The organism is Agromyces indicus (assembly GCF_031432295.1).
Taxonomy (GTDB): domain Bacteria; phylum Actinomycetota; class Actinomycetes; order Actinomycetales; family Microbacteriaceae; genus Agromyces; species Agromyces indicus.
In genome coordinates, this window is sequence record NZ_JAVKGS010000004.1 from 1 (window position 1) to 22,761 (window position 22,761).

The following is a 22,761-nucleotide window of genomic DNA, read 5'->3' on the forward strand; positions in this document are numbered from 1 at the left end:
GGGGCCGCGGTCGGGGCCCCCCTCCGCGGCGGGCGCGGCCGACGCGAGCGCCCGCCGCGAGAGGGAGCGCCCGCGCAGGCGCGCGCGCGGCGCCGAGGCCTTGGTCTTGTGCGCGCCGCCGCCGGTGAGCAGGCCGCGCACCGGCGCGAAGGTGTCGTTGGTGACGAGCCCGGCCCACACGAGTCGCCACAGCGCGTCGAGCACCGCCGCATCGTCGGTGCCGCCGACCGCGTCGACGAGCTGCCGGAAGAAGTACGCCCCGCCCCCGCCGAGCACCGCGAGCAGCTCGGTCTCGATCGCGTCGAGCGGCTGGTCGGTCGGGGCCGGCATGGTGAGCTTGACGGTGTCGGCCAGGTGCAGGCTGACCCATCCGTCGTCGCCGGACAGCGAGCCCTGCCCCACCCAGAGCACCTCGCCGCTCGCCGTGAGTTCGTCGAGCATGTCGGGACGGTAGTCACCCACCCGGGCGGGCAGTACGAACGTCTCCCAGGCCGATGCCGGGACGCGCACGCCCTCGAGCTGCTCGATGACCGCTGCGACGCCGTCGACCCCGCGCAGTCGCCCGCCGACGTGCTGCCAGTCGGGCAGGAACCGCGCGAACTCCCGCGGCGCGACGGGCTCGACCTCTTCTCGGAGCGCGGCGAGCGAGCGTCGGCGGAGGCGCCGGAGCACCTCGGCGTCGCACCACTCGGTGCCGGAGCCGTGGGGCAGGAAGGCGCCTTCGACGATGCGGCGATCGCCGGCGAGGCGTGCGAGCGCGGCCTGCGCGATCGCGACGCCGATGCCGAACCGCTCGGCGACCGCGGCGGTCGTGAACGGCCCGTGCGTGCGCGCGTAGCGGCTGACGAGGTCGCCCAGCGGGTCGGGCACCGCCTCGCCGAACACCTCGGGCAGCCCGGGCGGGATCGGCACGCCGAGGGCGTCCCGGAGCCGGCTGAGGTCCTCGACCGCGACGACCCAGTCGCCGCCGCCGAAGCGGACCCGCGCGGCGCGCCGGGCGGTGACGAGCGCATCGACGGATGCCGCGGCATCCGTCTGCTCGTCGACGCGCTCGGCGATCTCGGCGAAGGTGATCGGCCCGAGCTCGCGAAGCAGGTCGGCGACGCCCTCCTCGCCCTTGGCGAGCCGGTCGGGATGCCGCCGCTGCAGCATCCGCTCCGTGTCTTCGACCACGGCGGGGTCGAGGAGCTCGCGCAGCTCGACGGTGCCGAGCAGTTCGGCGAGGAGGCCGGGGTCGAGGGACAGCGCCGCAGCGCGCCGCTCGGCGAGCGGCGCGTCGCCCTCGTACATGAACGCGCCCACGTAGCCGAAGAGGAGGCTCGCGGCGAACGGGCTCGCGGTCTCGGTGGCGACGTCGACGAAGCGGATGCGGCGCGCCCGGATGCGCTCGGCGATGGCCGTGAGCGCGGGCAGGTCGTAGACGTCCTGCAGGCACTCGCGCACCGCCTCGAGGACGATCGGGAAGTCGGGGAAGTCGCGCGCGACCTCGAGCAGCTGCGACGCCTTCTGCCGCTGCTGCCAGAGCGGCGACCGCTTGCCGGGGTTCTGCCGAGGCAGCAGGAGCGCCCGGGCCGCGCACTCGCGGAACCGCGACGCGAACAGCGCGGAGTCCCCCACCCGTTCGGTCGCCAGTTGCGCGAGCTCGGCCGGCTCGAACTCGAACAGCTCGCTGCCCGGCGGCTCGTCGGCCGTGTCGGGCAGGCGGAGCACGATGCCGTCGTCGCTCGCGACGGCGTGCGACTCGAGCCCGAACCGCTCCTGCACCCGCGCATCCACCGCGAGCGCCCACGGCGCGTGCACGCGCATGCCGTACGGGGAATGCAGGACGATGCGCCAGTCGCCGAGCTCGTCACGGAAGCGCTCGACCACGAGGCTCTGGTCGTCGGGCACGACCCGCGTCGCCTCGCGCTGATCGGCGATGAAGCGAACGAGGTTGGCGCCCGCCCGCTCGTCGAGACCCGCGGCGGCGCACCGCTCGAGCGCCGCGGACGCGTCGGCGCCGGCGAGTTCGCCGATGAACCCGCCGATCGCCTCGCCGAGCTCGGCGGGACGGCCGATGCCGTCGCCCTTCCAGAACGGCAGGCGGCCCGGTTCGCCGAACGCGGGCGAGACGAGCACACGGTCGTGGGTGATCTCCTGGATGCGCCAGCTCGTGGCGCCGAGCGCGAACACGTCGCCCACGCGCGACTCGTAGACCATCTCCTCGTCGAGCTCGCCCACCCGGCGCCCCGGACCGGCGTCGCCGATCATGAAGACCCCGAACAGCCCGCGATCGGGGATGGTGCCGCCCGAGGTGACGGCCAGACGTTGCGCGCCACGGCGACCCGTGATGGTACCCGCGTCGCGATCCCAGACGATGCGCGGCCGCAGCTCGCCGAACCGGTCGGACGGGTACCGGCCGGCCAGCAGGTCGAGCGTCGCGTCGAACACCGAACGCGGCAGCGCGTGGAACGGCGCCGCACGTCGCACCACGTCGAACCAGTGCTCGACCTCCCACTCGTCGACGGCCACCGCGGCGACGGTCTGCTGGGCGAGCACGTCGAGCGGGTTCGCCGGGATGCGGAGCGGCTCGATGCCGCCCGCGACCATGCGCTCGGCGACGACGGCGGAGTGCAGGAGGTCGGCCCGGTGCTTGGGGAACATGAGCCCCTTCGAGACCTCGCCCACCTGGTGGCCGGCTCGGCCGATGCGCTGCAGGCCGCTCGCGACCGACGGCGGCGACTCGACCTGCATCACCAGGTCGACCGCGCCCATGTCGATGCCGAGTTCGAGGCTCGACGTGGCCACCACGCACTTCAGGCGGCCGCCCTTGAGATCGGCTTCGACGAGCGCGCGCTCCTCCTTGCTCACCGAGCCGTGGTGCGAACGGGCGATGACCGGTTCGGCGCCGGCCGTGAGCCCGGATGAGCCCACGAGCTCGGCCGGCGGGCGCCGCGGCGTCACCGCAGCCGGGCCGGGTGACGAGGCCGCGCCGGCCGAGGCTACGGTCACGGATGCCGCGGAGACCTCGGCGCCGACGAGCCCGTCGCCGGCCACCCCGTCGTCGCCCTCGCCCTCGGGCGGCGCCGTGCGCTCGGCCCAGAGCTCGTTGAGCCGGGCCGTCAGCCGCTCCGCGAGTCGGCGGGAGTTCGCGAACACGATGGTCGAGCGATGCGCGAGCACCTCGTCGAGAATCGCCTCCTCGACGTGCGGCCACACCGAGCCGCCCTGGTCGCCGGAGAGGTCGGCGAGGTCGTCGACGGGCACCGTCACGCGCAGGTCGAACCGCTTGCCCGACGGCGGCGCGACGATCGACACGGGCCTGGTGCCGGAGAGGAAGCGCGCCACCTCGTCGTGCGGCCGGACCGTCGCCGACAGGCCGATGCGCTGCACCGGCCTGGCGAGCAGCTCGTCGAGGCGCTCGAGCGACAGGGCGAGGTGGGCGCCGCGCTTGCTGCCGGCGAGCGCATGGATCTCGTCGATGATGACCGTCTCGACGCCGGCGAGCGTCTCGCGCGCCTGCGAGGTGAGCATCAGGAACAACGACTCGGGCGTCGTGATGAGGATGTCGGGCGGACGCTTCACGAGGGCCCGCCGGTCGGCCGGCGAGGTGTCGCCCGACCGGACCCCCACGGTCACCTCGGGCACCTCGACGCCCATCGCCGCGGCGGTGCGCGCGATGCCGACGAGCGGGGCGCGCAGGTTGCGCTCGACGTCGACGCCGAGGGCCTTGAGCGGCGACACGTAGACGACGCGCGTGGCGCGGGGCGCGGCATCCGTCACCTCGCCGGTCGCCGCGTCGACCGCCGGCAGCGGGGCGTGGTGGAGTCGGTCGATGGCCGAGAGGAACGCCGCGAGCGTCTTGCCCGACCCGGTGGGCGCCACCACGAGGGCATGCTCGCCGCGGGCGATGGCCCGCCACGCCGCATCCTGCACGGCGGTGGGCTCGCGGAACGACTCGGTGAACCACGCCCGCGTCGCAGGCGCGAACTCGTCGAGTGCGCCGGTCATCCCACCATTCAAGCGGATGCCACCGACACCGTCGCCGGGTTGCGCTCAGCCCGCAGCGCGCACCTCGGCGAGCGCGCGCTCCACGGCCGCGACCGTGCGGCGCGTCTGCGCGGCATCCGTGCCCCAGTTGCTGACCGAGAAGCGGACCACGGCGCGGTCGTGCCACCGGGAGGTCATCGCGAGGACCTCGCCGTCCAGGAGCAGTCGCGCGCTGAGCGCCTGCGTCGCCGCGTCGTCCTCGAGGGCGATGCAGACCTGGGTGAACGCCACCTCGTTCAGCACCGAGACGCCTGGGAGTCGCGCGACGCCCTCGGCGATGATCCGGGCGGAGCCGGCCAGTCGGTCGATGAGGTCGGCGACGCCCTCGCGACCGAGGTGGCGCAGCACCGCCCACGTCGGAACGCCGCGCGCCCGCCGCGACAGTTCCGCGACCTTCTCGTGCGGGTCGGCGCCCTCGGTCGTGGCCTGCAGGTAACTCGCGTGCAGGGTCAGCGCGTGCCGCATCGCGGCGCCGTCGCGGACCATCGCGATGCCGCAGTCGTACGGGACGTTGAGCGTCTTGTGCGCGTCGGTCGACCACGAGTCGGCGTCGGCGAGCCCCTCGGTGAGCGGGCGCAGCCGGGGGGATGCCGCAGCCCAGAGGCCGAACGCCCCGTCGACGTGCACCCACGCGCCCGCCTCGTGGGCGACGCGGCACGCCTCGGCGAACGGGTCGAACGCGCCGGAGTGGATGTTGCCCGCCTGGAGGCACACGATCGCCGGTCCCTCCCCCGCGGCGAGCACCTCGCGGAGCACCTCCGGCCGGATGCGGCCCTGCTCGTCGGCGGCCGCCTCGATCGGCGTGCCGAGTCCGAGGTAGCGGCCCGCCAGGTCGATCGTGCCATGGCGTTCGGCGCCGACCACCAAGCGGACGCGCGGACCTCCCGCGAGCCCGTCCCGCGCGACGTCCCAACCGGCGCGCCGGAGCACCTCGTCGCGCGCCGCGGCGAGGCACGCGAACTGCGCCGTGGTCGCGCCCGTCGCGAAGCCGACCTCGCTCTCCGTGGGCAGGCCGAGCAGCTCGAGGACCCAGGCCGCGGCGATCTCCTCGACCGCGGCGGTGCCGGGCGTGACGTTGCGGAGGCCATTGTTCTGGTCCCAGGTCGAGACGAGCCAGTCCGCCGCGAGCGCCACGGGCTGCGTGCCGCCGATGACCCACCCGAAGAATCGCGGCGAGCCCATCGCCATGAGCCCCGGCTCGATGCGCTCCGCGAGGCGTTCGATGACCTCCGCGGCCGGTTCGCCGTGCTCGGGGAGGTCGCGTCCGAGGGCGTCGCCGACCTCGTCGACCGTCGCCCGCGGAGGGATCGGCCGCTCGGCGAGCCCGTCGAGCCAGTCGGCCGCGCGTCGGTGCGCGAGGGCGAGGAGCGCCTCGTCGTACGGCCGGTGCGCCGCTCCGCCCGCCCCGCCGGACGGCGTCGTCCGGGCAATCGCGGAGGTCTCATCGAGTCGATCTGGCATGGTCCACCTGGATTCCGCGCGTACCGCGCACCCCGATCATGCTCCCGGTCGCCGCGCGAGTCAACGCCGATCCGGGCGGCCTCACGCGGCGGGGCAGGTGACGTCGGCAGGCGGGACGACGCCGTCGACGAGGTACTGCTCGACCGCGGCATCCACGCACGGGTCGCCCTTGTTGAACGCCGTGTGCCCCTCGCCGGTTCGCGTGACCAGGACGCCGCTCTCGAGCTGCGACGCCACCGCGACCGCCCAGGCGTGCGGGGTGGACGGGTCGCCGGTCGTACCGAGGACGAGGATCGGCGCGGCGCCCGGTGCGGCGATCGCGACACGTTCGAGGTCGGACCGGAACGGCCAGGACAGGCACGAGACGTCGCCGAACGCGAAGTACACGCCCAGGTGCGGCGCCGACTTGCTGAGCTGCCGGGCCTCCTCCTTCATCACCTCGACGTTGTTCTGGGCGGTGTGGTCCAGGCAGTTCACGGCGCGGATCGCCTCGGGGAGGTTGCCGGAGTAGTCGCCGTCCGGGTTCCGGCCGTAGTACCCGTCGACGACGGAGAGCGCGACCTCCGCCTGCCCTGCGAGGACCGTCGTGAAGACCGTGTCGAGCACCGGCCAGGTCTCCTTCAGGTACAGCGGCGCGGCGATCGCGATGAGCAGCGAGTCGACGCTGAGCACCCGCCCGTCGGTGGACGGGATCGGGTTCCTCGCGACCGCATCGAGGATCTCGCGGACGACGGGCAACGCGTCGTCGGGGGTGCCCTGGAATGGGCAGGATGCGGCCGGGATGCACGCCGCGAGATATGAGCGCAGCGCCGTCTCGAAGCCGATGGCCTGGGCGAGCGTGATCGCGGCCCTGGTGAGCGACGGGTCGATCGGGCCGTCCAGCACGAGGCGGCCGACCTTCTCGGGGAACAGGCCGGCGTACACGGTGCCGAGGTACGCCCCGTACGAGTAGCCCAGGTAGGCGAGCTGCTCCTCGCCGAGCGCGGCGCGCAGCATGTCGAGGTCTCGTGCGGAGCTCGCGGTGTCGACGTTCGCGAGGAGGTCGCCGGTGTTGCGCAGGCACGCCTGGCCGAAGCGGTGGGTGAGTTCGTTCTGCGAGGTGAGCCAGTCGTTGGTGCCGCGGACGCCGCGAGCCGGCGCGTAGAGGAGCTGGTCGAGCTCCTTCGGCGCCAAGCAGTCCACCGCCGTGGACCGGCCGACCCCGCGCGGGTCGAACCCGACGATGTCGTAGCGGTCCTGCAGCGCGTCGGTGACGGCCACGTCCAGGGAGGTCGCGACCGCGTCGTACCCCGAGACGCCGGGGCCGCCGGGGTTCATCAGCAGTGACCCGATGCGCTCCCCGCGCGCGGGCTGGCGGATGATCGCGAGCTCGATCTCGCCCGCCGTGGGCGCGTCCCAGTCCAGGGGCGCGACGGCCGTGGCGCACTGGAAGTCGCCGCAGTCCTCCCACCGGAGCACCTGGCCGTAGAAGGGCTGGAGCGCGGCATCCACCTTCTCGCCAGTCGGCGTGGATTCGTCCACGACCGGGAAGAACGTCGACAGCCCGCAGCCCGTGCCGCTCACGGCGATGCCGACGGATGCCGCTGCGGCGACCGCGAGCACGACCCCCCTCGGTGCCCGACCCATGGCGGCCAGTATCCACGGAATGATCCGTTCCGCCGACCCCCGTACTGGGGTGATCGGCACTACGCCGCAGTGTCCCCCGGGCGGATCCCCGGTCTGACGCGGATCCGACCGGTGAACGACGCGAATGTCCCCCGAATCGGGGTCCGAACCCCGGTTGCCGCGCTTCGGGTCGAGGAGGACAATCGACCCGTCGCGGCACGGACTCGTACGGCTTCACGCCGGTGTCGCGCAGGGGGGTAAGAGTCCTTGAACTCGTACGCGCTCGGAATCGACATCGGAACGACCTACACCGCCGCCGGCATCACCCGGCGGGGAACGGGCGGTGCGCTCGGCGGCACGGCGCTCGAGCTCGGCAGCCGGAAGGCCGCCATGCCGACCGTCGTCTACCTGGCGGATGACGGCGCCGTGGTCGTCGGGGAACCTGCCGAGCGGCGCGCCATCGACGCGCCCGACCGGGTCGTGCGCGGATTCAAGCGCCGCATCGGCGACGAGACGCCCCTGATCGTCGGGGACCTCGCCGTCGCACCCGAGGAGCTCTTCGCGCTGCTCGCCCGATGGGTGGTCGAGCGCGCCGAGGAGCAGGAGGGCGGGCCGCCCGCCTCCGTCACGATCTCGCACCCGGCGGCATGGGGCGCGCACCGCATCGAGTCGATCCGCGGCGCCCTCGAGGCCGCGGGCCTCGGCCACGCCGAGCTGGTGAGCGAGCCGGAGGCCGCCGGACTGAAGTACCTCTCCGAGCACCACCTGGAGGACGGCCGCGTGATCGCCGTCTACGACCTCGGCGGCGGGACGTTCGACGTCGCGCTCCTGCGACGCAGCGGCGAGGACGGACTCGAACTCGTCGGCGCCCCCCGGGGCATCGACCGGCTCGGGGGAACCGACTTCGACCAGCTCGTGTTCGACCACGTCCGGACGTCGGCGGAGGATGCGTTCGGCGACCTCGAGGAGGATACGGCCGATGCGGCCGTCGCCCTGGCGCGCGTGCGTCGCGAATGCACCGAGGCGAAGGAGGCGCTCTCGTTCGACGCGGAGACCTGCGTGCCGGTGGCGCTGCCCGGCGGGCACGCCCGCGTACGGCTCGTCCGCAGCGAGTTCGAGCAGATGATCGAGCCGGACCTGCGACGGACGGTCGAGACGCTCCGCGAGACGATCGACGCGGCCGGGCTCGAACTCGACGACCTCGACGCCGTCCTGCTCATCGGCGGGTCGTCCCGCATCCCCGCCGTGACCCAGCTGATCTCGTCCGAACTCGGCCTGCCGGTTGCCATCGATGCCGATCCGAAGGCGTCCATCAGCCACGGCGCCGCGATCGCAGCCGCACGGGCGCTCGAGCCGGCACCCCGCATCGAACCGGATGCCGCGACGGTCGACGCGGAAGCCGCGACCATCGACGCGGACCCAGCCGCGGCCGACCGGCCCGACGAGGACACCACCGAGCAGGGGCACAGCACGATGCCCGCGTGGCTCCGCCGCCCGGGCGAGGCGCCCCGACTGTCGATGGGGCTGCGGACCACCTTGCTCGCCGGCGCCGCCGCCGCCCTGCTCGGCATCCTGGTGCCGATCACGCCGCTCGGCGCGGGTGGGGACCCTGGCGAGTCATCCGGGGATGCGGCGGAACTCGAGGATGCGGGGACCTACGCCGCCGGACGCTACGTCGTGGGCGGCTCCGCCGGTCAGGGCGGCGCGGCGGGGCGGGTGAGCGCCGACGACCCGCTCACCCGAGCCGACGAATCGAAGCTTGAGCAGTCGACTGGGCCGTTGAAGCCCGGCAAGTCGAGCACGTCGGGCACCTCGTCCGCCTCGTCCGCCGCCCCCGGCTCGTCCAGCGGGGGCACGACCGCCTCCGGACCGGCGCCCGGGACCTCGTCCACGGCGCCGAGCACCGGGTCGACGGCGTCGCCGTCGCCGAGCCCGACGACCGACCCGGCACCGGCGCCGGCACCGGACCCGGCGCCCGCACCGGACCCCGCACCGGCGCCCGACCCGGCACCCGCACCGGAGCCGGCACCGGAGCCGGCACCGGAACCGGCGCCCGAACCCTCACCCGAACCCGCACCCGACCCGGCGCCGGAGCCCGAACCGGCGCCCGAGCCGACCGTCACTCCCGAGTCCACGTCGGAGCCGACGGAGCCCGCGACGGCGCCATGAGTCCGCCCGCGCGCGTTCCGCACGAGCTCCACCCGGCGCGCCCCGTCGGTTGGCCCGAAGGCGAAGCCCTCGTGCGGCGGATCCTGAACGGCTCGGATCGCGTGATCTCCGGCATCAGCGGTCCCGGCGGAGCCGGCAAGAGCCTGCTGCTCGATCGGATGGCGTCGGCGCTCCGGACCGGCGGCGCCCGCATCGTGCGCGGCGCGGACGCCGACCGACACGACGACGAGGGCGACGGCGACGGCGCTCCCGTCGTGATCCTCGTCGACGACGCGCACCAGCTCGCTCCCGGCGAGCTCGCCGTCATCGATCGCGTCATCGCCGAGGATCGCGCCCACCTCCTCGTGGCGTTCCGACCGTCACCCGCCGCGCCGATCGTCGAGGTGCTCGAGCGCGCCGGTCGCCGGCACTCGACCCTGCTGCTGCACCCGCTCTCCCCCGCCGACACGGAAGACCGCGCGGAGGAAGTCATCGGCGCCGCGATCGACCCGGCGGACGTGGCGCGCATCCGGGAGCTCACCGGAGGCAACCCGCGGCTGGTCGACCTCGGCCTCCACGCGCTGCGCGACGAGGACTGGCATCCCGACCCGCACGACGTGCCGACGCCGATGCTGACCCAGCTGGCCGATGAGATCGACGGCCTGCCGCGAGCGGCCCGGGAATTCGCGCTCGCCCTCGCGGTCGGGTTCTCCGCCTCGGGCCCGGCGCTGGCCACCGCGCCGAGGTTCGCCCACGCGGACACCCGATCCCTCATGCAGGCAGCGCGGGCCGCAGGGCTCGCCCGTGCGGACGGCCGCCTCGCGCCCATCGTGCGCGAGGCCGTGCTCCGCATCGCGATGCCCGATGAGGCGTGGTCGCTGCGTCGTGAGCTGGTCGACGCCATGGAGTCGGCGGGCGTCCCGCTCGGTGAAGCGGCGCTCGACCTCGCCTCAGCGGGGTTCCGCGATCCGCGGATCGCGTCGGAACTCGAGCGCGCCGGTGACGAGCTGCTGTCCGTGGACGCCGCCGAGGCAGCACGCCGCTACGCCGCGGCGGTCGAGGCGGGAGCCGACCGGGTCGCGCTCGAGGCCCGGCGCGCCCACGCCGCGTGGGCCGCGGGCGACGTCCGCGAGGCGGAGCGCCTCGTCGACCGGTTCCTGGCACGACCCCATGCCGAGGACGTCTGCCGCGGCGTCGGGGTGGCGGCGGCCGTCTGGGCCCGGCAGGGCCTGCTCGCCCGCAGCGCCGACGCCTACGAGCGGCTCTCGGGCGAGGACTGCGCGATGGCGCCACTGGCCATGCTCGCCCTCGCCGCGACGGGCGAGCCGGACCGAGCCCGCGCCCTCCGCGCCCAGGGCGGGCGCGTCGCCTACCCGACGTCGTCGCACGTGGCGGTCGACCTCATGGCCGACGGTGTCCTCCGCCTGCTCGACGGCGACGCCGATCGTGCGCTCGGTTCGCTGCTCACCGCCTCGAACGTGATGTCGGAGGCCGATGCCGTCATGCCGCTGCCCGAGGTGCCGGCGGTGCTCGCGGCGCAGGTCGCGCTGTCGACCGGCGAGCTGCGCATCGCCGACGAGGTCCTGTCCTCCGCCATCGCCGCCGCGCAGGGCGGCCCCGCGTTCGCACCGCGCCTGCAGCTCATGCGGGCGCTCGTCGCCCTGCGCTCGGACCGGCCGCTGCACGCGCGCGAGCACCTGGCTGCCGCCAGCGCGGATGCCGCACTCCGACCGCTCGGCCTGCGCGACGAGCTCCTGGCGAGCGCGGTCCGGGTCGGCCTGGCGCGACACCAGGGCGAGATCCCCGGCCTGGTCCGCGCGTGGGAGGCGGCGCGGCACGCCATCGCCGGCATGCGGCCGGACGTCACGAACCTGCCCGCGCTCGCCGAACTCGTCGTCGCCGCCGCCCGTCTGGGGGAGGCGCACCTGGTGGCGCCGCACCTGTCCGCGGCGTGGGAGCTCCTCGACCGCGCGGGTCTTCCCGCGCCGCTCGCCACGGGCCTGCACTGGACCGAGATCGAGTCGGGACTCCTGCGGAACGACCCCGCCGCGGTCCGGCTGCACGTCGAGGCGCTGGAATCACGCGACGGGGATCGCACGGCGCAGCGCCTCGGCCGTGCGGCGCGCGTGTGGGCCGCCGCGCTCGGCGGTCTGGTCGAGGTCGAGGCCGTCGAACGCGCCGCGCGCGATCTCGACGCGGCGGGCTACCCGTGGGATGCCGCCCGCCTCGCCGGTCATGCGGCGGGCCGGGCTGCGGAGCACCAGGATTCGCTGCGGCTCCTCGCGCTGGCCCGCAGCCTGCATCCGGACGAGGTGCGGTCCGCGAGTCCGCAGGGCCCCGCCGCCGGCATCGAGCTCACGGCCGCCGGGATCGGGGTCTCCGTGCACGACGAGGGCCGCCTGAGCGCGCGTGAGAGCGAGGTCGCGCGGCTCGTGCTCGAGGGCAAGACCTATGCCGAGATCGGGCAGGCGATCTTCATCTCCCCGCGGACTGCCGAGCATCACATCGCCCGCATCCGGCGCCGGCTGGGCGCGACGAACCGCTCGGACCTCATCGCCAAGCTCCGCGCGGCCCTCGAGAACGGCGATTCCCGGTGAGCCTCACCGAACGCGCGCGCGGGTCACGCGGTGTCGTCCCGGGCTCCCCCATCGCCGCGCCCGACGGATCCCCTAACGGACACCGATCGAATCCCCTAATCCCCCATCGGGCGCCCTCGAAGAGCGGGGACCCTCCCCGATGACCGTGGGACGCACGACGACGAAGCTTGCTCTCGGGGGACCGGCGCGGATGTCGGTCATCGCCATCTCAACGTATGGAGGAGATCGATCATGTCGAACATCACGACGGCGCTGCTGGACTTCCTGATGAGCCTGCTGCGCGACCCGGAGGCCGCGTCGGAGTTCCGGGCCGACCCGGACACCGCGCTGACCAACGCCGGCCTGAACGGCATCTGCGCGGCGGACGTCGACGCGGTCCTGCCGGTCGCTCTCGACTTCTCGCCGGTCGGCAACCGCGAGTACAACACGGGCGGCAACAGCATCGACAGCGGCGCCTCCGGCGGAGCCTGGGGCGGCGGCGGCGGTGGCTGGGGCGGCGGCGGCGGCAGCTGGGGCGGCGGCGGTGGCGGACACCACCACGGCGGCGGCGGTGGCGGACACCACCACGGCGGCGGCGACGGCGACTACTACTCCGCCGTGCAGAAGATCATGAACGTCGTGACGAACTACTCGTACATCGACGACCGCGACGTGATCAACGACCAGTCGGTCAACACGAACATCTGGGCCAACGACAGCCTCGTCGCCGTCCAGAACAACGTGGAGAACAACTCGACCACCGCCTCCGGCGACGGCGCGATCGCCGCCAGCGGGAACGCGGTCGTCGACGCGTACAACACCGACATCGACGTCGACATCGAGGACTCGTTCAACGAGGAGACCGAGATCGACATCGAGGACTCGTTCAACGAGGACAACTCGACCAACACGACGAATGTCGCCATCGACTCGTTCAACACCGACAACTCGACCGAAGTGGACATCGAGGACTCCTTCAACACGGAGACCGACATCGAGGTCGACATCGAGGACTCGTTCAACGAGGACTCGTACAACGACGAGACCGACATCGACGTCGACATCGAGGACTCGTTCAACGAGGACAACGACACCTACAACGAGCAGGGCGGCGGTGACCTCAACGTCGACTCGTTCAACGGCGCGAACGTCGAGCAGGGCGGCGGAGACCTCGTCAACGTCGAGATCGAGGACTCGTTCCAGGACAACTCGGTCGACAACTCGGTCGACAACTCGGTCGAGACCGACGTCGAGGTCGACGTCGAGGACTCCTTCAACGGCAACAACCTCGAGTCCGGCCCCGGCGACCTCAACGAGGTCGAGGTCGAGGAGTCGTTCAACGGGAACAACGTCGAGTCCGGCCCCGGCGACCTCACCGAGGTCGAGATCGAGGTCGACGCAGACCCCTTCCCGGTATGACGCTCTGACAGGCGGTTCGGCCCGGAGCACCGAGTGCACCGGGCCGAACCGGCTGTCCGCCCATCCGAATCGAACGACGTCGAACGGGAAGTGCAACGGTGCAGCAGCTCATCGAACTCGTGGACCGGGGCATCGCCCTCGCTGGAACCGGAGACCGGCCCGACCTGCGCCGACGTCTCGAGCAGACCCGCGAACGACTCCGCGACCCGAACATCCGCGTCATGGTCGTGGGCGAGTTCAAGCAGGGCAAGAGCCAGTTGATCAACGCCCTCGTGAACGCCCCGGTCTGTCCGGTCGACGATGACATCGCGACCGCCGTGCCCACCACCATCCGCTACGGCGAGCGCGCGTCGGCCTCGGTCCTGTCGACCGGCGCGATCGGCGGCACGCTCGAGGCCGACGGACGCTCCCAGCGCACCGAGATCCCGATCACGGAGCTGGCGAGGTACGTGTCCGAGCGCGGCGGCCGGGGCACCGAGACGGATGTCGCCGCGGCCGAGGTCGTGCTTCCGCGCAAGCTCCTGAAGAGCGGGCTCACGCTCATCGACTCCCCCGGCGTCGGCGGGCTCAACTCGGCACACGCGATCACCACGCTCGCGACGCTGCCCTCGGCGCACGCCATGCTGTTCGTCTCGGACGCCTCGCAGGAGTTCACCGAGCCCGAGATCCAGTTCCTCCGCCACGCCATGCGCATCTCACCGAACGTCGCGTGCGTGCTCACGAAGATCGACCTGTACCCCGAGTGGCGCCAGGTCGAGGAGCTGGACCGCGGCCATCTGGCCGCGATCGACCCGGACATCCCGATCTTCCCCCTCTCCTCGAACCTCCGTCTGACGGCGCTCCAGGGTTCCGACCCCGAGCTCAACGCGGAGTCCGGCTTCACCGAGCTCGTCGCCTACCTCCGCCGCGACGTCGTCGGCAAGGCCGAGCTGCTGCAGCGACGGTCGGCCGCCGCCGATCTCGTGTCGACGACCGAGCACTTGCGCCTGTCGATCGATTCCGAGCTGAGCGCGCTCCTCAGCCCCGAGAAGACGCCGGAGATCGTCGCCAAGCTCGAGACGACGAAGGCCCGCGCCGACGAGCTCCGGCGCAACTCGTCGCGCTGGCACACGACCCTGAACGACGGCGCCACGGACCTGATCGCCGACATGGAGCACGACCTGCGCGATCGGTTGCGCACCATCCAGAGAGAGGCCGAGGAGTCCATCGACGAGGGCGATCCCGGGCCCGTCTGGGACGAACTCGTGGACTGGTTCGAGCAGCGCGTCTCGTCGGCGGTCACCGACACGTTCGTGTGGACCCAGGAGCGCGCGCAGTGGCTCTCGGCGAAGGTGGCGCGCCACTTCAACGAAGAGGAGGTCACGCTCCCCCAGATCCACGTGGACGACACGCACGAGGTGCTCGACGCCGTCGACGACATGTCGGAGCTCGATCCGGGCCGCCTGGGGCCGATGCAGAAGTTCTACATCGGGCTCCGCGGCTCCTACGGCGGCGTGCTCATGGTGGGCATCATCACGAGCATCGTGGGCATGTCGCTGATCAACCCGCTCTCGTTGGCGGCCGGCGCGGTGATCGGACGGAAGGCCTACAAGGAGGACGTCGAGAACCGGCTGCAGCGTCGCCGGGCGGAGGCGAAGAACCTCATTCGCCGGCAGGTCGACGAGATCATCTTCCAGGTGGGCAAGCAGCTCCGCGACCGCCTCCGGCTCGTGCAGCGCATCACCAGAGACCACTTCACCGCCATCGCCGAGGAGCACCACCGGTCCCTCGCGGACTCGGTGCTCGCGGCCCAGAAGGCCGCGAACATGTACGCGAGCGACCGGGACCGTCGCATCCAGCAGCTGCGCGCCGATCTCAAGCAGGTCGATGCGCTGTCGAGCAGGGCGAAGTCGATCGAGGGCGTCGAGGCCTCGAACCGAGCGCGGCACGCCGCGTCGTCCGCGGCGGCCGGGGGTGGCCCGGCGTGAGTGCGCGTCTCCTCGACCAGGCGGACGACCTGCTCGAACTCGCGGCGGAGCACTGCGCGGGAGACACCGTCGCGCTCGCCCGCATCCGGGAGCAGCGCGCGCGTCTCCACGAGCCGCTGCGCGTGGCCATCGCGGGCATGGTCAAGGCGGGCAAGTCGACGCTGCTGAATGCCGTGATCGGCGAGGAGATCGCACCGACCGACGCGGGCGAGTGCACGAAGGTCATCGTCTGGTACCGGCATGGCGCCGCGCCGAGCATCACGGTGCACCTGCGCGACGGAGGGACCCGGAGCCTGCCCGTCCGCCGGGTCGACGGGCGGCTCGTCATCGACCTGGAGCCGTCGACGCCCGACGAGGTCGAGCGCGTGATCGTCGAGTGGCCGTCCGGCCGCCTCGAGGACGTCACGCTCATCGACACGCCAGGCATCGCGTCGCTCTCCTCGGACATCTCCGCCCGTTCCGCGGCGTTCCTCACCCCGGATGCCACGCCGTCCGAGGCCGACGCCGTCATCTACCTGACGCGCCACATGCACTCGGCGGACGTCGGCTTCCTCTCCGCCTTCCACGACCCGGCGGTCGCGCGATCGGGCACGGTGAACGCGATCGCCGTCCTCTCCCGCGCCGACGAGATCGGGGCGGGCCGGATCGATGCGCTCTTGTCGGCGCGCTCCATCGCCGAGCGCTACCGGACGGACGGCTCGCTGCGTTCGCTCGCGCTCGACGTCGTGCCGATCGCCGGACTGCTGGCCCAGTCGGCCCGCACGCTGCGCGAGCAGGAGTTCGACGCCCTGCGCCGGTTGGCGCGCCTGGGACGGACAGACCGCGAGCGCATCCTCCTGTCGGTCGACCGGTTCGTCCGCGAGGACGCGCCCATCGACGTGGCCGTGGACGACCGGCGGAACCTCCTCCAGCGCTTCGGGATGTTCGGCATCAGGATGGCCGCGGTCTCCATCAGGTCGGGCCACCACGACGCGACCGCGCTGGCGGACGAGCTCTACCGGCGCTCCGGCATGGACGACCTCATCCACCTGGTCGGCGGGCAGTTCCGGTCGCGGTCGGACGCGCTGAAGGTCCGCTCGGCGCTGGCGGCGCTGCGCGCGCTGCTCGAGGAACGTCCGCCGGCTGCGGCATCCCTCATCGAACGGTCGGTCGAACGCCTCGAATCGAACGCCCACGAACTGCGGGAACTCGCCCTGCTCTCGGCGGCGCGCACGGCGGGGCTCGGTCTCGGCCCTGCGGAGACCGCCGAGGCGGAGCGGCTGATCGGTGCCGGGGGCACGAGCGTCGAGGACCGGTTGGGTCTGGCGCCCGATGCCCCGCGCGAGGAGGTGCACCGAGCGGCGACGATGTCGCTGCAGCGCTGGCGCGCGCTCGCCGGCAGTCCGCTCCTCGATCGTTCCGCGGCCGAGGCCTGCGACGTGGTCACCCGCAGCTGCGAGGCGCTCGTGGTCGCCGCTGGTCCGACGTCAGTCGAGCGCCGCCGGCTGCACCTCGCCCGCAGTCCGGAACCAGTGCCCGGCACCGGGGAACATCCCGGCGATCCACCCGGCCAGGGCCAGCGCGAATCCGCCGAGGAGCAGCACCTCGACGAGGATCCCGAACTCGGCCACCGTCAGGAAGGCGCTCCCGACGAGCGCCACGCCGGCGTGCACCACGAGTAGGACGAGCTGACCCCAGCGTGCGCCGCCGCGTCGATTGAGGATCATGGCGAGGAGGATCGCCTCCAGCGTGACGACCATGCCGATCCCCGCGAGGCAGACCCAGTAGATGACGTCGACGAGCGTGGACACCTCCGCCTCGTCGTACCCGGGCGAAAGGCGGAGCATCGTCTCCTGGAGCTCGGTCGAGATCGACTCCTGCGACAGGAACGCGATCAGCATGGTCGCAGCGGACAGGGTGAAGCTGAGGAGCCACAGGACGCGCGAGGTCTTCACCGATCGCGGCGGCGGCACCGCCTTGATGACCGGCGGACGCCGCTCGTCGACGAGGCTCGGCCGCTCGGGCGGAGCCGGCTCGTCGGCGCTACCGCGCGCATCGTCGGTCTTCGGTGGACGCTCGTTCCCCCCGGAGGCGTCGGTCATGTCGTCAGCCTACGGCAGGCTCCCCGGCGACGGGGGCTCCGCCACGTCGCCCGTCAGTCGCACGGTGAGCGAGTCCACGCCGGTGGCGATCGCGTCGTCGGCCGCCCATCGGCGCGCGAGCCGCGTGGTGACGGCGTCGAGCTCGGCGCGGGTGAGGCCGGCCACGAGCCGCAACCTGACGACCAGCTCGGGGCCGCGCAGCCGCGCGTCCGCGTCGCCGGCCAGGAGGTCGACCCCGACCACGGCGAGCTCCCCGGACACCGAGCGCTCGAACGCCTCGCGCACGTCGGCCGATTCGAACGGCGGCCGCCACGGCTGCTGCTGCGCGACCGCCCACACGGCGGGTCGGCGCAGGACGAACTCGGTGGGGCTCCCCGGGTCGAGCACGACGAGCTCGGTGCCGTCGTCGGCGGCCGCCAGCGCGACGCGAACGCCGTCCGCCGGGACGGGCCGGGCCTCGGGATTCCAGCGCGACATCGCCTCGACGGACGCGAACACGGGAAGGACGCGCCGACCGTCCGGACCCTCGACCGTGACGATCGAGAGCTCCTGGCTCTTGTCGACCGCATGGCCGTGGGCGCCGACCTCGGTGCCGCCGTCGCCGAGCTCGGCGAGCAGCGGGATCAGCAGGCGCGTGCCGCCGAACGCGGCGACCACGTCGGCCTGCCCCCCGTCGCCCGAGCGGAAGCGCTCGAGCGCGGCACCGAGTTCCGGCGGCATCCGCCCGTCATCGCCCGCGTGCGGGTTCGACTGGAACGACCGGCCGGCCCACGGGCGCCCGGCCGAGTCGGCGGCAGGGTCAGTGGGATGCGACATCCAGCGCCTCGGGCAGCGTGAACGCGCCCGCGTAGAGGGCCTTGCCGATGATGGCGCCCTCGAGGCCCTGCGGCACGAGCTGGCGCAGCGCGGCGATGTCGTCGAGGCTCGAGACGCCGCCCGACGCGATGACGGGCCGACGCGTGCGCTCCATGATCTGCTGGAGCAGCTCGACGTTCGGCCCCTGCAGCGTGCCGTCCTTGGTGACGTCCGTCACGACGTAGCGGGCGGCGCCCGCCTCCTCGAGGCGATCCATGACCTGCCAGAGGTCGCCGCCGTCCTTGGTCCACCCGCGCGCCGCGAGCGTGTGCCCGCGCACGTCGAGGCCGATCGCGATGGCCTCGCCGTACTGGGCGATGACCGACGCCGCCCACTCCGGGTTCTCGAGCGCGGCCGTGCCGAGGTTGATGCGCTTGGCGCCGATCGCGAGCGCATGCTCGAGCGACCGGTCGTCGCGGATGCCGCCCGAGAGCTCGACGTTCACGCCGCGGACCTGCTTGATCACCTTCTTCAGGACCGAGGCGTTCGACCCGCGACCGAACGCGGCGTCGAGGTCGACGAGGTGGATCCACTCGGCGCCCTGGTCGGCCCAGTCCGCCGCGGCGTCCACGGGGTCGCCGTAGCTGGTCTCGGTGCCCGCCTCGCCCTGCGTCAGGCGGACCGCCTTGCCCCCTGCGACGTCGACTGCGGGAAGCAGTACCAGGCGGGGGCTCTTGCTGAACTCACTCATCACTGTCCTCGAATCGGATGCCGCGAGAATCGCGACTTCGGCACAGTCACAGCATCCTAGCCCGCTGCGTGCCGGTCATGACGAACCGAAGGCCCACCGCCGTCAGGCGAACGAGCCGATCCAGTTCGCGAGCAGTCGGATGCCGGCATCCGACGACTTCTCGGGATGGAACTGCGTGGCCGACAGCGGGCCGTTCTCGACCGCGGCGAGGAACCGCCCGCCGTGCTCGGCCCAGGTCAGCCTCGGCTGCGGGAACGGCGGCATGACGTCGAGGTGCCACTCCTGCGCGGCGTAGGAGTGCACGAAGTAGAAGCGCTCCCCCTCGAGACCCTGGAACAGCACGGACCCCTCGTCGGGTCGGACCGTGTTCCACCCCATGTGCGGCAGCACCTCGGAGGGCAGCTCGCGCACGGTGCCCGGCCATTCGCCGAGCCCCTCGGTGTCGACGCCGCGCTCGACGCCGTGCTCGAACATCACCTGCATGCCCACGCAGATGCCGAGCACCGGGCGACCTCCGGCGAGGCGCCGGTCGATGAGCTCGTCGCCCCGGACGGCCCGGAGCCCGTCCATCACGGCCGCGAACGCGCCCACGCCGGGAACGAGCAGCCCGTCGGCCTCCATGACGGCGCGCCGGTCGGCGGTGAGCTGCACCTCCGCACCCGCGCGCTCGAGGGCCTTCGCGGCCGAGTGCACGTTGCCCGAGCCGTAGTCGAGCACCGCCACGCGAGGGGTGCGGCTCACAGCGCGCCCTTGGTCGAGGGGATGCCGCTCACGAGCGGATCGTGCGCCTTGGCCTGCCGGAACGCGCGTGCGAATGCCTTGAACTCGGCCTCGGCGATGTGGTGCGGGTCGCGCCCGCCCAGCACCGTCACGTGCACCGTGAGTCCCGCGTTGAACGTGATCGCCTCGAACACGTGCCGCACCATCGAGCCGGTGAAGTGCCCGCCGATGAGGTGGAACTCGTATCCGGCCGGCTCGCCCGTGTGCACGAGGTACGGCCGCCCCGAGATGTCGACCACGGCCTGGGCGAGCGCCTCGTCGAGCGGGACGAGCGCGTCGCCGTAGCGGGAGATGCCCCGCTTGTCGCCGAGCGCCTGCCGGATCGCGGTGCCGAGGACGATGGCGACGTCCTCCACGGTGTGGTGCACGTCGATCTCGATGTCGCCCTTCGCGCGCACGGTGAGGTCGGTCAGCGAGTGCTTCGCGAACGCCGTGAGCAGGTGGTCGTAGAACGGCACGGTGGTCTCGATGTCGCTGCGGCCGGTGCCGTCGAGGTCGATCGAGAGGTCGATGCTCGACTCGCTGGTCTCGCGCTGCACGCGCGCGGTGCGCGCGGGGCGGTCGGTGGTCATGCGGTCATCCTATTCAGGCAGCCCGTGCGATGCCCGGGCGGTGGTCAGGGGGTCGAAGCGGATGCCGCCGGCGCGAACGCCGCCATCGCCTCGAGGAACGCGGTCGTCTCCGCCTCGGTTCCCGCGGTCACCCGCAGGCAGCCGGGCAGCCCGATCTCGCGGATCAGGATGCCGCGCTCGAGCAGCGCCTCGAACACGGCGTGCGGGTCGTCCACGCCGCCGAACAGCACGAAGTTCGCGCCACTGCGGTACGGCCGGTAGCCGAGCGCCGTGAGTTCGCGGGTGATGCGATCGCGCTGGGCGCGGATCTCGTCGACCATCGCCAGCATCTCGTGGGCGTGCGCGAGCGCCCCGAGGGCGGCCGCCTGGGTGAGGGCCGACAGGTGGTACGGGAGGCGCACGAGCCGGAGCGCATCGACGACGGCGGGGTCGGCGGCGAGGTAGCCGACGCGGGCCCCGGCGAACGCGAAGGCCTTGCTCATCGTCCGCGAGACGAGCAGTCGCGGCCGACCGGGCAGCAGGGTCAGCGCGCTCGGCGAGCCGGGATCGGCGAACTCCTGGTAGGCCTCGTCGACGACGACCACGCCGCGCGCCGCGTCGGCGACGGCCTCGATCGTCTCGAGGGTGAGCGGAGTGCCCGTGGGGTTGTTCGGCGAGCAGAGGAGGACGATGTCGGGGTCGTGGCGCTCGATGGCCGCGACGGCGGTCTCGGGGGTGAGTTCGAAGTCGGCGTCGCGGTCGGCGGTGATCCACCCGGTGCCGGTGCCCGACGCCAGGAGCCCGTACATCGAGTACGTGGGGCCGAAGCCGAGCGCCGTGCGCCCGGGTCCGCCGAAGGCCTGCAGGACGTGCTGCAGCACCTCGTTCGACCCGTTCGCCGCCCAGAGCTGCTCGGGCGCGAGGCCGTGGCCGAGGTACTCGGCGAGTGCGACTCGGAGGCGGCTGAACTCGCGGTCCGGGTAGCGGTTGAGCCCGATGATCGCGGCGGCGACCCGGGCGACGATGTCGTGGGCGACGTCCTCCGGGATCGGGTGGGTGTTCTCGTTGACGTTCAGCGCCACGGGCACGTGCTTCTGCGGCGCACCGTACGGGGACTTGCCGCGCAGGTCGTCGCGGATGGGCAGGTCGTCGAGACTCGTCACCGATCAATGCTATCCGCGCGCCGATCCCGGAGGGCCGAGTGCGACCGCGGGTGACGCGGCGCCCGGATTCAGTCGACGACGGGCAGCGCGAGTTCCTGACCGGGCTGGACCACCGCGGTCGCCAGGCCGTTCAGCCGCATGATCTCGAGGATCACCTCGCGGGGGTCCTCCGACGGGGCGACCGTCTCGGCGATGCCCCAGAGCGTGTCGCCCGCCCCGACGACGACCGTCTCGAAGGCCACCGGCGCGACCCCGTCGTCGATGCCGGCGACGGCACCGCCGGAGGACAGCGCCCCGACGAGCACGGCGATGACGATCGGCACGGCGGCGAGCCCGGTCAGGACGACCCGACCACGACGCGTCAGCCGGAGCCGCGTGCGCACGCCGGATGCGCCGAACGCCGGCACCGACGGACCACCGGTGGGCCCAATGACCACTGCACTCATTCCGCACCTCCTCGGGAGAGCCCGCATCCGGCCCTCGGCCGGGAGGGCCGGATGCGAAGCTGTGTTCCGAATATATCTTCGAACATTCGCACCTGCAAGGACCGCGGGTGGGAGTTTCGGCCCCGGATCGCGCGACACACTCGAACGGATGTTTGTCGCGAGCGCATCAGGCGGATACAGTTTCGAATGTCCGACGACAGTCGAACACCGACCACCGACATCCGGGCCACGGCGGCCCCGACGAGAGGCCACGACGTGAGCATCGACATCGACCGGGCACCGGGCGCGAGCGGTCGATCGCGGCGGCGCAAGGGGCTGAGCGCCAAGCAGCTGGCCATCCTCGAGGTGATCCGCGGCTCGGTCGCCGAACGCGGCTATCCGCCGAGCATGCGCGAGATCGGCGACGCGGTGGGCCTCTCGTCGCTCTCGAGCGTCACGCACCAGCTCAACCAACTCGAGCTCGCCGGCTACCTGCGCCGCGACCCCAACCGTCCGCGTGCGCTCGAGATCCTCATCGACGCCCCGGGCACCGAGTCGCGCCAGCCCACGGTCGCCGAGGCGCCGTCGGTCGGCGACGCCACGATGGTGCCGCTCGTCGGGCGCATCGCCGCGGGCGTGCCGATCACGGCCGAGCAGCAGGTCGAAGAGGTGTTCCCGCTCCCCCGCCAGCTCGTCGGCAAGGGCGAGCTGTTCATCCTCAAGGTCGTCGGCGACTCGATGATCGATGCCGCGATCTGCGACGGCGACTGGGTCGTCGTGCGCTCGCAGCCGACGGCCGAGAACGGCGAGATCGTCGCGGCGATGCTCGACGGCGAGGCGACCGTCAAGGTCTTCCGCCAGCGCGACGGTCACACCTGGCTGCTCCCCCGCAACACGGCGTTCGAGCCGATCCTCGGCGATCAGGCCGAGGTGCTCGGCAAGGTCGTCGCGGTCCTGCGGGCGGTCTGAGCTCCGACCCGTCCGACATCGGTCGAGGCCCGGCACCGGGC

Annotated in this window: 15 protein-coding genes; 6 read left to right on the forward strand and 9 right to left on the reverse strand. The window is 72.9% G+C overall.

What is annotated here, in order from left to right; genetic code table 11:
- The 3 genes from RH861_RS13320 to RH861_RS13330 all read right to left on the reverse strand — a co-directional run.
- On the reverse strand, positions 1–3,990 hold a 3,990-nt coding region (locus tag RH861_RS13320), incomplete at its 3' end, for an Lhr family ATP-dependent helicase (protein ID WP_310521393.1).
- Between the two features lie 45 nt (positions 3,991–4,035).
- The gene (locus RH861_RS13325) at positions 4,036–5,490 is read right to left on the reverse strand and encodes a pyridoxal phosphate-dependent decarboxylase family protein (RefSeq protein WP_310521394.1); all 1,455 of its coding nucleotides are present in this window, start codon (positions 5,488–5,490) and stop codon (positions 4,036–4,038) included.
- 81 nt (positions 5,491–5,571) lie between these two features.
- Positions 5,572–7,116 (reverse strand): alpha/beta hydrolase, encoded by a 1,545-nt coding sequence (locus tag RH861_RS13330; protein WP_310521395.1) that lies wholly within the window; start codon positions 7,114–7,116, stop codon positions 5,572–5,574.
- A 246-nt stretch (positions 7,117–7,362) separates the two neighbouring features.
- Here RH861_RS13330 and RH861_RS13335 point away from each other — a divergent pair, with 246 nt between their 5' ends.
- The 5 genes from RH861_RS13335 (at position 7,363) to RH861_RS13355 (ending at position 16,866) form a co-directional block, all read left to right on the forward strand.
- Entirely contained in the window at positions 7,363–9,264 is a 1,902-nt protein-coding gene (locus RH861_RS13335) for an Hsp70 family protein (protein WP_310521396.1), read from the forward strand.
- A 71-nt stretch (positions 9,265–9,335) separates the two neighbouring features.
- Positions 9,336–11,840 carry a LuxR C-terminal-related transcriptional regulator gene (locus RH861_RS13340; RefSeq protein WP_310521397.1) on the forward strand — a complete coding sequence of 835 codons (2,505 nt, stop codon included), beginning with the start codon at positions 9,336–9,338 and terminating at the stop codon, positions 11,838–11,840.
- A 231-nt stretch (positions 11,841–12,071) separates the two neighbouring features.
- Positions 12,072–13,238, forward strand: a complete 1,167-nt coding sequence (locus tag RH861_RS13345; RefSeq protein WP_310521398.1) for an IniB N-terminal domain-containing protein — start codon at positions 12,072–12,074, stop codon at positions 13,236–13,238.
- Between the two features lie 98 nt (positions 13,239–13,336).
- On the forward strand, positions 13,337–15,205 hold the full coding sequence (locus tag RH861_RS13350; protein WP_310521399.1) for a dynamin family protein: 1,869 nt from the start codon (positions 13,337–13,339) through the stop codon (positions 15,203–15,205).
- Positions 15,202–16,866 (forward strand): dynamin family protein, encoded by a 1,665-nt coding sequence (locus RH861_RS13355; RefSeq protein ID WP_310521400.1) that lies wholly within the window; start codon positions 15,202–15,204, stop codon positions 16,864–16,866. The genes RH861_RS13350 and RH861_RS13355 overlap by 4 nt, the downstream gene beginning before the upstream one ends.
- A gap of 429 nt (positions 16,867–17,295) precedes the next feature.
- On the opposite strand, the gene RH861_RS13360 is transcribed toward RH861_RS13355, so the two are convergent.
- The 6 genes from RH861_RS13360 to RH861_RS13385 all read right to left on the reverse strand — a co-directional run bounded on the left by RH861_RS13360 (position 17,296) and on the right by RH861_RS13385 (position 21,772).
- On the reverse strand, positions 17,296–18,102 hold the full coding sequence (locus RH861_RS13360; protein WP_310521401.1) for an SseB family protein: 807 nt from the start codon (positions 18,100–18,102) through the stop codon (positions 17,296–17,298).
- Positions 18,086–18,832 carry a bifunctional 1-(5-phosphoribosyl)-5-((5-phosphoribosylamino)methylideneamino)imidazole-4-carboxamide isomerase/phosphoribosylanthranilate isomerase PriA gene (priA, locus tag RH861_RS13365; RefSeq protein WP_310521402.1) on the reverse strand — a complete coding sequence of 249 codons (747 nt, stop codon included), beginning with the start codon at positions 18,830–18,832 and terminating at the stop codon, positions 18,086–18,088. Before priA ends, RH861_RS13360 begins: the two co-directional genes overlap by 17 nt.
- A gap of 102 nt (positions 18,833–18,934) precedes the next feature.
- A complete protein-coding gene (gene hisH / locus RH861_RS13370; RefSeq protein WP_310521403.1) occupies positions 18,935–19,573 on the reverse strand; it encodes an imidazole glycerol phosphate synthase subunit HisH in 639 nt (212 codons plus the stop codon).
- The gene (gene hisB / locus RH861_RS13375; RefSeq protein ID WP_067949228.1) at positions 19,570–20,184 is read right to left on the reverse strand and encodes an imidazoleglycerol-phosphate dehydratase HisB; all 615 of its coding nucleotides are present in this window, start codon (positions 20,182–20,184) and stop codon (positions 19,570–19,572) included. Before hisB ends, hisH begins: the two co-directional genes overlap by 4 nt.
- Positions 20,185–20,228: 44 nt before the next feature.
- Positions 20,229–21,326: a histidinol-phosphate transaminase gene (locus RH861_RS13380; RefSeq protein WP_310521404.1), complete on the reverse strand. Its 1,098-nt coding sequence runs from the start codon at positions 21,324–21,326 to the stop codon at positions 20,229–20,231.
- A gap of 68 nt (positions 21,327–21,394) precedes the next feature.
- A complete protein-coding gene (locus RH861_RS13385) occupies positions 21,395–21,772 on the reverse strand; it encodes a LysM peptidoglycan-binding domain-containing protein (RefSeq protein WP_310521405.1) in 378 nt (125 codons plus the stop codon).
- A gap of 255 nt (positions 21,773–22,027) precedes the next feature.
- On the opposite strand from RH861_RS13385, the gene lexA reads away from it, so the two are divergent.
- Entirely contained in the window at positions 22,028–22,720 is a 693-nt protein-coding gene (lexA, locus tag RH861_RS13390) for a transcriptional repressor LexA (protein WP_369798143.1), read from the forward strand.
- Positions 22,721–22,761: the final 41 nt, after the last annotated feature.